This is a genomic window from Pseudomonas sp. P7758, from assembly GCF_013386485.1.
GTDB lineage: Bacteria > Pseudomonadota > Gammaproteobacteria > Pseudomonadales > Pseudomonadaceae > Aquipseudomonas.
In genome coordinates this window covers 1-11,444 of record NZ_JACARS010000066.1, presented here as the reverse complement: position 1 = coordinate 11,444, position 11,444 = coordinate 1, and the positions used below count along the sequence as shown (strand labels likewise).

Annotated in this window: 9 protein-coding genes; 4 read left to right on the top strand and 5 right to left on the bottom strand. The window is 61.6% G+C overall.

Annotation, left to right across the window (positions count from 1 at the left end; genetic code table 11):
* Nucleotides 1-7 precede the first annotated feature (7 nt).
* From hisC to mtnA, 5 genes are all read right to left on the bottom strand, one after another.
* A complete protein-coding gene (gene hisC, locus HX873_RS14190) occupies nucleotides 8-1,120 on the bottom strand; it encodes a histidinol-phosphate transaminase (RefSeq protein ID WP_003218810.1) in 1,113 nt (370 codons plus the stop codon).
* Between the two features lie 9 nt (nucleotides 1,121-1,129).
* Nucleotides 1,130-2,224, bottom strand: a complete 1,095-nt coding sequence (pheA, locus tag HX873_RS14185) for a prephenate dehydratase (protein WP_003218812.1) — start codon at nucleotides 2,222-2,224, stop codon at nucleotides 1,130-1,132.
* Nucleotides 2,224-3,309 carry a 3-phosphoserine/phosphohydroxythreonine transaminase gene (gene serC, locus HX873_RS14180; RefSeq protein ID WP_003218814.1) on the bottom strand — a complete coding sequence of 362 codons (1,086 nt, stop codon included), beginning with the start codon at nucleotides 3,307-3,309 and terminating at the stop codon, nucleotides 2,224-2,226. Before serC ends, pheA begins: the two co-directional genes overlap by 1 nt.
* 218 nt (nucleotides 3,310-3,527) lie before the next feature.
* The gene (gene gyrA / locus HX873_RS14175; RefSeq protein WP_003218817.1) at nucleotides 3,528-6,191 is read right to left on the bottom strand and encodes a DNA gyrase subunit A; all 2,664 of its coding nucleotides are present in this window, start codon (nucleotides 6,189-6,191) and stop codon (nucleotides 3,528-3,530) included.
* A 302-nt stretch (nucleotides 6,192-6,493) separates the two neighbouring features.
* Entirely contained in the window at nucleotides 6,494-7,570 is a 1,077-nt protein-coding gene (gene mtnA / locus HX873_RS14170; protein WP_177122827.1) for an S-methyl-5-thioribose-1-phosphate isomerase, read from the bottom strand.
* A 108-nt stretch (nucleotides 7,571-7,678) separates the two neighbouring features.
* Between mtnA and HX873_RS14165 the strand changes: the two genes are divergently transcribed.
* From HX873_RS14165 to HX873_RS14150, 4 genes are all read left to right on the top strand, one after another.
* On the top strand, nucleotides 7,679-9,010 hold the full coding sequence (locus tag HX873_RS14165) for a TRZ/ATZ family hydrolase (RefSeq protein ID WP_177122826.1): 1,332 nt from the start codon (nucleotides 7,679-7,681) through the stop codon (nucleotides 9,008-9,010).
* Between the two features lie 63 nt (nucleotides 9,011-9,073).
* Nucleotides 9,074-9,772, top strand: coding sequence for a bifunctional 2-polyprenyl-6-hydroxyphenol methylase/3-demethylubiquinol 3-O-methyltransferase UbiG (gene ubiG, locus HX873_RS14160; RefSeq protein ID WP_003218825.1), 699 nt, complete (start codon nucleotides 9,074-9,076; stop codon nucleotides 9,770-9,772).
* Nucleotides 9,773-9,776: 4 nt separating this feature from the next.
* Nucleotides 9,777-10,448: an N-acetylmuramic acid 6-phosphate phosphatase MupP gene (mupP, locus tag HX873_RS14155; RefSeq protein ID WP_003218827.1), complete on the top strand. Its 672-nt coding sequence runs from the start codon at nucleotides 9,777-9,779 to the stop codon at nucleotides 10,446-10,448.
* A gap of 189 nt (nucleotides 10,449-10,637) precedes the next feature.
* Nucleotides 10,638-11,378 (top strand): YciK family oxidoreductase, encoded by a 741-nt coding sequence (locus HX873_RS14150; RefSeq protein WP_003218829.1) that lies wholly within the window; start codon nucleotides 10,638-10,640, stop codon nucleotides 11,376-11,378.
* Nucleotides 11,379-11,444: the final 66 nt, after the last annotated feature.

The following is an 11,444-nucleotide window of genomic DNA, read 5'->3' as shown; positions in this document are numbered from 1 at the left end:
AGTGACATCAACCACGAGCCAGAACCTTGGCCAGCGCTTCGAGGAAGCGGCTGTTTTCAGCAGGGAGACCGATGGTGATGCGCAGGTGGTTCGGCATGCCGTAGTTGGCCACCGGACGCACGATCACACCCTCGCGCAGCAAGCCCTGGAACACAGGAGCCGCCACTTGGCCGAGGTCGACGCAGATGAAGTTGCCCTTGGACGGAATCCAGCCCAGGCCCAGCTCACGGAAGCCTTCCTGCAATTGCAGCATGCCGCTTTCGTTGAGGCGACGGCCTTCTTCCAGGTACTCGGCGTCCTGCACCGCAGCGCAAGCCGCCGCCAGTGCGAGGCTGTTGACGTTGAATGGCTGGCGCACACGGTTCAACACATCGGCTACCACCGCAGTGGACAAGCCGTAACCGACCCGCAGCGACGCCAGGCCATAAGCCTTGGAGAAGGTGCGCGAGACCAGCAGGTTCGGATAAGCCGCGAGGAAGTCCAGGCCGTCCGGCAAGTCGCTGCCTTCGGCGTACTCGATGTACGCCTCGTCCAGCACCACCAGTACATGCTCCGGCACGTCCTGCAGGAAGTTATCCAGCACCTCGGCGCTGAACCAGGTGCCGGTCGGGTTGTTCGGGTTGGCGATAAACACAACACGAGTATTGCCATCGATGGCCGCCAGCATGGCTGGCAGGTCATGACCCCAGTCTTTCGCAGGAATCACACGCGCCTCGGCGCCAACGGCCTGAGTGACGATCGGATAGACCGCAAACGCGTGCTCGCTGAATACCGCGTTCAGGCCCGGCGCCAGATAGGCGCGGCCGACCAGCTCCAGAATATCGTTGGAGCCGTTACCCAGGGTCACCTGGTTGATATCAACGCGGCAGTTTTTCGCCAGCAGGGACTTGAGTTCAAAGCCGTTACCATCAGGATAACGGGTCAGTTCGGCCAGCGCCTCACGAATCGCGGCCAGTACCTTGGGGCTTGGGCCCATCGGGTTTTCGTTACTGGCCAGCTTTACGATCTTCGACGGATCCAGATTCAACTCACGCGCCAGCTCGTCCACAGGCTTGCCCGGAACGTAAGGCGACAGTTGTTGCACGCCCGGCTGCGCCAGGGCGAGGAAGTTGCCACTCATGTTAAAGCCTCACAAAACCGCTTTCGGGTAAGAGCCCAGCACCTTGAGTGCCACGGCTTCCTGACTGATTTTCTCGAGCACACCCTTGACCAGTGGGTCGCGGTGATGGCCGACGAAGTCGATAAAGAACACATAAGTCCATTTACCGCTGCGCGAAGGACGAGTCTCGATTCGCGTCAGGTCAATCCCGTTGTCGTGGAACGGCACCAGCAGCTCATGCAGCGCGCCGGGCTTGTTGCTCATCGAGACGATGATCGATGTCTTGTCGTCGCCGGTCGGCGGCACTTCCTGGCTGCCGATCATCAGGAAGCGCGTGGAGTTATCCGGGCGATCCTCGATTTTCTCGGCCAGGCGCGTCAGCCCATACAGGCCGGCAGCCATGTCGCCGGCAATCGCCGCCGAGTTCCACTCACCCTTGACCCGCTTCGCCGCTTCGGCGTTGCTGGACACCGCCACGCGCTCCACATTCGGGTAGTGCGCGTCCAGCCACTTGCGGCACTGGGCCAGGGACTGGGCGTGGGAGTAGATGCGGCTGATGCTGTCGGTCTTGGTGTTTTCGCCCACCAGCAAGTGGTGGTGAATACGCAACTCGACTTCGCCGCAGATCACCATGTCGTGCTCAAGGAAGCTGTCGAGGGTGTGGTTGACGGCACCTTCGGTGGAGTTTTCCACCGGCACCACGCCAAAATTCACCGCCCCGGCGGCCACTTCACGGAACACTTCGTCGATCGCAGCCATCGGCTTGCTGATCACCGCGTGACCGAAGTGCTTCATGGCCGCGGCTTGAGTGAAGGTGCCTTCCGGGCCCAGGTAAGCCACTTTCAGCGGCTGCTCCAGTGCCAGGCACGAAGACATGATTTCACGGAACAACCGCGCCATCTCTTCGTTGCCCAACGGGCCCTTGTTGCGTTCCATCACGCGCTTGAGTACCTGGGCTTCACGCTCCGGACGGTAGAATACCGGCACTTCGCCTTCAGCCAGGGAAGCCATCTTCACCCGTGCAACTTCCTGGGCGCACCGCGCGCGCTCACTGATCAGTTCCAGGACTTTCTCGTCCAGGCTGTCAATGCGTACGCGCAGGGCCTTGAGTTCTTGCTCAGACATTAGCCGTGTTCCTTTTCGAACTCTGCCATGTAAGCCACCAGCGCCTTGACGGCGTGGATATCGACAGCGTTATAGATGGAGGCGCGCATGCCACCTACCGAACGGTGGCCCTTGAGGTTCAACAGGCCGCGCTCGTCGGCGCCGGCGAGGAAAGGCTTGTCCAGGCGGTCATCCGCCAGGCGGAACGGCACGTTCATCCACGAACGGTCGGTCAGGTTGATCGGGTTGCTGTACAGGCCGCTGGCGTCGATGAAGTCGTACAGGGTACGTTTCTTCTCTTCGTTGAGCTTGCCCATGGCAGCCACGCCGCCCTGCTCTTTCAGCCATTCGAACACCAGGCCCGACAAGTACCAGGCGAAGGCTGGCGGGGTGTTGTACATCGAGCCGTTATCGGCCGCGACCTTGTAGTTGAGCATGGTCGGGCACAGCGAACGCGCACGACCCAACAGGTCTTCACGGACGATGTTGACCAGGATGCCGCTCGGGCCGATGTTCTTCTGTGCACCGGCGTAGATCATGCCGTACTTGGACACATCGATCGGGCGCGAGAGGATGTCCGAGGACATGTCGCAGACCAGCGGGACATCACCCACTTCCGGCACCCAATCGAACTCCAGGCCGCCGATGGTTTCGTTCGCCACGTAGTGAACGTAGGCCGCGTCTTTCGACAGTTTCCACTCGTTCTGACCGGGGATGGCGAAGTAGTCGTAGGGCTTGGCCGTGCCTGCCACATTGACGTGACCGTAACGGGAGGCCTCTTCAATGGCCTTCTGCCCCCAGATACCGGTGTCGATATAGTCCGCAGTGCCGTCTTCCGGCAGCAGGTTCAGCGGGATCTGGGCGAACTGCTGGCTCGCACCACCCTGCAGGAACAGCACTTTGTAATCGGACGGGATGTCCAGCAAGTCGCGCATATCCTGCTCGGCCTTGGTGGCAATGGACACGAACTCATCGCTGCGATGGCTCATTTCCATCACAGAGAGGCCTTTTCCATGCCAGTCGAGGAGTTCACCCTGCGCGCGCTGCAGGACTGCTTCAGGAAGCGCCGCGGGACCGGCACAGAAGTTATAGGCTCTCTTGCTCACATCCAATCTCTCTGATCTGGTGGGACTGCAATCAACATCCCGCAACGCGGAACCCTGTAGGAGCTGGCTTGCCAGCGATGCAAACGACTCGGCGCTTCACTTGAATCGAGTTTATGCCATCGCCGGCAAGCCGGCTCCTACAAGAGCGGCGCGGCGTCGTATTTCAAACGGGACAAACAACAAGGGGGCGAATCTTCATCCGCCCCCTGTGTGTCCGCTTATTCCTGCGGTTCTTCTTCGTCTGCGGCAGCGTCGAGTGTTGGCTCGTCGACGCCGTCATCGGCATCGCCGATCACTTGCCCCTCGAGTGCAATCCCCTCTTCACCTTCCAGCTCCTCGCCTTCGACTTCCGATGGCTCCTGGACACGCTCCAGGCCTACCAACGTTTCGTCGCTGGCCAGCTTGATCAAGGTCACGCCCTGGGTGTTACGCCCCAGGCTCGACACTTCATCAACCCGGGTACGTACCAGAGTGCCCTGGTCGGAAATCAGCATGATTTCCTCACCATCCAGCACCTGGACCGCGCCGACCAGGCGGCCGTTGCGATCGTTGCTGACCATGGCGATAACGCCCTGGCCGCCACGCTTGTACTCGGGGAACTCGCTGATGGCCGTACGCTTGCCGTAGCCGCGGGCCGATGCCGTGAGGATCTCGCTGCCTTCTTCCGGGATCAGCATCGAAATCAGCTTCTGCCCTTCCGGCAGGCGCATGCCGCGCACACCGCGGGCGGTACGGCCCATGGCACGAACGTCGGACTCCTTGAAGCGCGTAACCTTGCCGCCGTCGGAGAACAGCATGACTTCACGCTCGCCGTCAGTGATGGCCGCGCTGATCAATACGTCGCCTTCGTCCAGTTCGAGGGCGATCAGGCCCACGCTGCGTTGACGGCTGAAGGATTCCAGCGGGGTCTTCTTCACGGTGCCTTTCGCAGTGGCCATGAAGATGAAGTGACCTTCGGTGTACTCGTCTACCGGCAGCATGGTGGTGATGTATTCATCACTGTCCAGCGGCAGCAGGTTGACCAGCGGACGACCACGGGCAGCGCGGGACGCTTCCGGGATTTCGTAGGTTTTCAGCCAGTACACCTTGCCCTTGCTGGAGAACAGCAGCAGCGTGGTGTGGCTGTTGGCAACCAGCAGGTGAGCGATGTAGTCCTCATCCTTGACGCCGGTAGCCGATTTGCCTTTACCGCCACGACGCTGGGCCTGGTACGCCGCCAGAGGCTGGGTCTTGGCATAGCCACCGTGGGAAATGGTCACGACGCGATCCTCTTCCGGGATCATGTCACCCAGGGTCAGGTCGAGACGGGCGTCGAGAATCTCGGTGCGGCGCACATCGCCGTATTCGGCGCGGATCACTTCCAGTTCTTCGCGGATCACTTCCATCAGGCGCACGGCGCTGTTGAGGATGCGGATCAGCTCGCCGATCTGGTTGAGGATCTCCTGGTACTCGGCCAGCAGTTTCTCGTGTTCCAGGCCGGTCAGACGGTGCAGACGCAGTTCCAGAATGGCCTGGGCCTGTTCCGGGGACAGGAAATACTTGCCGTCGCGCAGGCCGTATTGTGGGTCCAGGGTCTCCGGACGGCACGAATCGGCACCGGCACGTTCCACCATCGCTACTACGGCGCTGGATTCCCACGGCATCTTGATCAGCGCTTCCTTGGCTTCCGACGGCGTCGGCGAAGCCTTGATCAGGGCGATGACCGGGTCGATGTTCGACAGCGCAACAGCCTGGCCTTCCAGGATGTGGCCGCGTTCACGGGCCTTGCGCAGTTCGAATACGGTACGGCGGGTTACCACTTCGCGGCGGTGACGCACGAAGGCTTCCAGCAGATCCTTGAGGTTCAGGATGCGCGGGCGGCCGTCGATCAGCGCTACCACGTTGATACCGAATACGCTTTGCAGCTGGGTCTGGGCGTAGAGGTTGTTGAGGATCACCTCAGGCACTTCGCCACGACGCAGCTCGATCACCACGCGCATACCGTCCTTGTCAGACTCGTCGCGCAGCTCGGTGATGCCTTCCAGCTTCTTCTCTTTAACCAGCTCGGCGATCTTCTCGATCAGACGCGCCTTGTTCAACTGGTAAGGGAGTTCGGTGATGACGATCTGCTGGCGGCCACCGACCTTGTCGATGTCTTCGATGATCGAGCGGGCACGCATGTAAATGCGGCCGCGACCGGTACGGTAGGCTTCGATGATGCCGGCGCGACCGTTGATGATCGCGGCGGTCGGGAAGTCCGGACCCGGGATGTACTGCATCAGCTCATCGACGGTCAGCTCGGGGTTGTCGATGAGGGCCAGGCAACCGTCGATGACTTCACCGAGGTTGTGTGGCGGGATGTTGGTGGCCATGCCCACGGCGATACCGCTGGAGCCGTTGACCAACAGGTTGGGAATACGGGTCGGCATGACCGCCGGGATCATTTCGGTGCCGTCGTAGTTCGGCACCCAGTCCACGGTTTCCTTGTGCAGGTCAGCCAGCAGCTCGTGCGCCAGCTTGGTCATGCGCACTTCGGTGTATCGCATGGCCGCAGCGTTGTCGCCGTCGACCGAACCGAAGTTGCCCTGGCCGTCTACCAGCAGGTAGCGCAGGGAAAACGGCTGGGCCATCCGAACGATGGTGTCGTACACCGCAGTGTCGCCGTGAGGGTGATACTTACCGATCACGTCACCGACAACACGGGCAGATTTCTTGTACGGCTTGTTCCAGTCGTTACCCAGCTCGCTCATCGCGAACAACACACGCCTGTGCACGGGCTTCAAGCCATCGCGCGCATCAGGCAGTGCCCGACCGACAATTACGCTCATCGCGTAGTCGAGGTAGGACTGTTTCAGCTCGTCTTCGATATTGACCGGGAGGATTTCTTTGGCCAGTTCGCCCATGAGAAGCCTGATTCCTTTTTCGGGTGAAACCTCGTCACATCCTATGGGACGAACGAAGCTCGCCGCTGCCGGCATGATGCCTGGCAACGACTTACGACAAATCAACGAGTTATGACACGGATCTGCGCATTAAAGGTTACCCCTTGGGGTGACCCTGGAAACCGCCGGATGTTATCACAATCGCCGCCACGCACCTATCCCCCTGATGCGCATGGAGCATAGTAAGTTGACGGATGACAGGCTTGACGGCGACGAGAGGGCCTTAGAGCTGGATCCAAGGGGATTTTTGCGGGCAAATTGCCTCAATGCAGGCGTTTACGACACATCAGTTGCGCCAACTTCGCCGTGTCGGGGCGTTCGACGATGCCTTTTTCAGTGACGATCACATCAATCAGGTCCGCCGGCGTCACGTCAAACACCGGGTTGAAGGCGTCTACATCAGCGGCTACGCGGGTGCCGCCGACTTCCAGCAGCTCACGGGCGTCGCGCTCTTCAAGCGGCACGTCATCGCCGCTGGCCGCCATCAGGTCGATGGTGGAGCTGGGCGCCACCACCATGAAACGCACGCCGTGATGCATGGCGCACACCGCCAGCTGATAGGTGCCGATCTTGCTGACCACGTCACCGTTGGCCGCAATGCAGTCGGCACCGACGATCACCCAGGTCACGCCCTTGGTCTTGAGAATATGCGCGCCAGCCGAATCGGCATTCACGGTGACCGGAATGCCTTCATTGGCCAATTCCCAGGCCGTCAGCCGCGAGCCTTGCAGCCAGGGCCGGGTTTCGTTGGCGTAGACCCGTTCCACCATGCCTTCCAGGAACGCACCGCGAATCACCCCGAGCGCGGTACCGACGCCGCCGGTAGCCAGCGCACCCGCATTGCCATGGGTCAGGATCGCCTGAACATTGCCCTGGTGCTTGCGGATCAGCTCAACACCCAGCTGCGCCATGGTCAGGTTGGCTTCACGATCACTTTGGTGAATCGCCACCGCCTCGGCCTCCAGCACCTTCAACGGATCGGCGTGTTTCTTGAGGCGATCGAGGCAATCGCGCATGCGCTTCATGGCCCAGAAAAGATTCGACGCGGTCGGGCGGGTATCCGCCAGCAGCGCGTAGTCCTCTTCCAAGGAGGCCTGCCAGTCATCGCCCTCGGCGATGTGGGCACGAGCGGCCAGCACCAGGCCATACGCCGCACTGATGCCAATGGCCGGCGCACCGCGCACCACCATTGTGCGAATGGCCTCGGCCACCTCGGCAGCACTGGTGCAGGCGACCCAGGTTTCTGCAGACGGCAAAATACGCTGATCGAGCAGGTACAGTGCGCCATCACGCCAGTCGATGGCCTTCACTTTCTCCGCAGCCAACAGTCGATCGCGCATCCCTCACCCCGCACTCATGAACAAAAGCCGCCGATTATAGCGATCCGCCAGCCAGGACGCTCGGGTATACTTCGCCGTTCTTTATAGATGCCTGGGAAACTGCCCTCGATGACACCGACTGCCGCCCCGCTCGACTTATTGCTGCTGCCCACCTGGCTGGTACCTGTCGAGCCTGCCGGCGTAGTGCTCAAGGAGCACGCCCTGGGCATTCGTGACGGGTGCATTGCGTTTATCGGCCCACGCGCCGCGGCCTTGAAGCTCGCAGCGAGCGAAGTGCGTGAACTGCCGGGCATGCTGCTCAGCCCCGGCCTGATCAACGCCCACGGCCACGCGGCCATGACGCTGTTTCGCGGCCTGGCCGACGACCTGCCGCTGATGACCTGGCTGGAAAACCACATCTGGCCCGCCGAGGCCAAGTGGGTCGACGAAGCCTTCGTCCGCGACGGCACTGACCTGGCCATTGCCGAGCAGATCAAGGGCGGCATCACGTGTTTCTCGGACATGTACTTCTTCCCGAAAGTCGCCAGCGAACGGGTGCACAACAGCGGCATGCGTGCGCAAATCGCCATCCCGATCCTGGATTTCCCGATTCCCGGCGCTGCTGACGCCGATGAGGCGATTCGCCAGGGCGTCGAGCTGTTCGGCGACCTCAAGCATCACCCACGGATCAAAATCACCTTCGGCCCGCACGCGCCGTACACCGTCTGCGATGAAAACCTGGAAAAAATCCGGGTGATCGCCGAGGAACTGGACGCCTCGATCCACATGCACGTGCATGAAACCGCCTTCGAAGTGCAGCAGTCCGTTGAACAGCGTGGTGAACGCCCGCTGGCACGGCTTGGCCGCCTGGGTTTGCTGGGGCCGCGCTTCCAGGCCGTTCACATGACCCAAATCAGCGATGACGACCTGACTTTGCTGGTAGAAAGCAACACCAGCGTGATCCATTGCCCGGAATCCAACCTGAAACTGGCCAGCGGCTTCTGCCCGGTGGAACGCCTGTGGCAAGCCGGCGTCAATGTGGCAGTAGGCACCGACGGCGCGGCCAGCAACAATGACCTCGACCTGCTGGGCGAGACCCGCACCGCCGCGCTGCTGGCCAAGGCCGTCGCCGGCTCGGCCACCGCCCTGGATGCCCACCGCGCCCTGCGCATGGCCACCCTCAACGGCGCCCGGGCCATGGGCCTGGAAAGTCAAATCGGCTCGCTGGAAGTCGGCAAGGCCGCTGACATCGTGGCCTTCGACCTGTCGGGCCTGGCGCAACAACCGATCTACGATCCGGTCTCACAGCTTATATATGCCACCGGACGCGATTGTGTGAAACACCTTTGGGTCGGCGGCAAGCAATTGCTCGACGACCGGCAACTGACCCGCCTGGATGAACAACAGGTGTGCGCCACGGCCATCGCCTGGGGCCAGCGCATCAGCGGACACAGCGAATAACACCCGCCCTGGCAACGCATGCCAGGGCCGGCAAAACGTTTTATCAGATTTAGAGGATTCCCCATGAGCAACGTCGACCACGCTGAAATCGCCAAATTCGAAGCCCTCGCCCATCGCTGGTGGGACCGCGAAAGCGAGTTCAAACCCCTGCACGACATCAACCCGCTGCGGGTCAACTGGATTGACGAGCGCGTCAACCTGGCCGGCAAGAAGGTACTGGATGTGGGTTGCGGCGGCGGGATCCTCAGTGAATCCATGGCCCAGCGCGGCGCCACCGTGATGGGTATCGACATGGGAGAAGCGCCATTGGCCGTGGCCCAGCTGCACCAACTGGAGTCGGGCGTGAACGTCGAATACCGGCAGATCACCGCCGAAGAGCTGGCCGAAGAGATGCCCGGGCAGTTCGACGTGGTCACTTGCCTGGAAATGCTCGAGCACGTGCCGGACCCGTCCTCGGTGATCCGCGCCTGCTTCCGCATGGTCAAGCCCGGTGGCCAGGTATTCTTCTCCACCATCAACCGCAATCCGAAGGCGTACCTGTTCGCGATCATCGGTGCCGAATACATCATGAAGCTGCTGCCCCGCGGCACCCATGACTTCAAGAAATTCATCCGCCCTTCCGAGCTGGGCGCCTGGAGCCGACAGGCCGGGCTGACCGTCAAGGACATCATCGGCTTGACCTACAACCCGCTGACCAAGCACTACAAGCTGGCCAGCGACGTTGACGTCAACTACATGATCCAGACCCTGCGCGAGGAGTAAGCCTGTGAAGTTGCGAGCGGTTCTTTTCGACATGGACGGTACCCTGCTGGACACCGCGCCAGACTTTATCGCCATCTGCCAGGCCATGCGCGCTGACCGCGGCCTGGCACCGATCAACGACCAGCACATCCGCGATGAAATCTCCGGCGGCGCCCGGGCGATGGTCGCCGTGACCTTTTCCATGGACCCCGAGTCCCCGGGCTTTGAAGAGCTGCGCCAGGAATTCCTCGAGCGTTACCTCAAGGGCTGCGCGATCCACAGCAAGCTGTTCGAGGGCATGGAGGAGCTGCTGGTGGATATCGAGAAATCCAGGCTGATCTGGGGCGTGGTCACCAACAAGCCACTGCGCTTTGCCGAACCGATCATGCAGCAGCTGGGCCTGGCCGAGCGCTCGGCGCTGCTGATCTGCCCGGACCACGTGAAGAACAGCAAGCCGGACCCGGAACCGTTGATCCTGGCGTGCAAGATGCTCGACCTGGACCCGGCCAGCGTGCTGTTCGTGGGGGATGACCTGCGGGACATCGAGTCGGGCCGCGACGCCGGCACTCGTACTGCAGCGGTCACCTACGGCTATATCCACCCGGACGACAACCCGCGCAACTGGGGTGCCGACGTGGTGGTGGATCACCCGCTGGAATTGCGCAAAGTACTGGACAGCGCGCTGTGCAGCTGCTGATCGGGACTGCCTGAGGTTGCTGCAACTTTGTGGCGAGGGAGCTTGCTCCCGTTCGACTGCGCAGCAGTCGCGAAAAGCTGGGGCTGCTTCGCAACCCAACGGGAGCAAGCTCCCTCGCCACAGAAGCCTTGGCCAGCCTTAGCCGCAATCAATCACATGGATTTTCTGTGAACTTTGTCGAGGTTGTTTATGTTTGATTACTCCGCACGTCCAGAACTGCTCAAGGGCCGGGTCATCCTGGTCACCGGCGCCGGTCGCGGGATTGGCGCAGCGGCGGCCAAAACCTATGCGGCCCACGGCGCCACCGTGCTGCTGCTGGGCAAGACCGAAGCCAACCTGGCCCAGGTCTACGACGAAATCGAAGCCGCCGGCCAACCGCAGCCGGTGGTGATCCCGTTCAACCTGGAGACCGCCCTGCCCCATCAATACGATGAGCTGGCAGCGATGATCGAAAAGGAGTTCGGCCACCTCGACGGTTTGCTGCACAACGCCTCGATCATTGGCCCGCGTACACCGATCGAGCAGTTGTCCGGCGAGAACTTCATGCGGGTGATGCATGTGAACGTCAACGCGATGTTCATGCTGACCAGCACGCTGTTGCCGCTGCTCAAGCTGTCCCAGGATGCGTCGGTGGTGTTCACCTCAAGCAGCGTGGGCCGCAAGGGCCGTGCCTATTGGGGGGCGTACGGGGTGTCGAAGTTTGCCACCGAAGGCCTGATGCAAACCCTGGCGGACGAGCTGGATAACGTCGCACCGGTGCGCGCCAACAGCATCAACCCAGGCGCCACCCGCACCAGCATGCGGGCCCAGGCGTATCCAGGGGAGAACCCGACCGATAACCCGACACCGGAGGAAATCATGCCGGTGTACCTGTACCTGATGGGGCCGGACAGTACCGGCATCAATGGGCAGGCGTTTGACGCGCAATAACTATCAGGAACACAGTACAACCTAATGTGGGAGCGGGCTTGCTCGCGAAGGCGGAGTGTCAGTCAA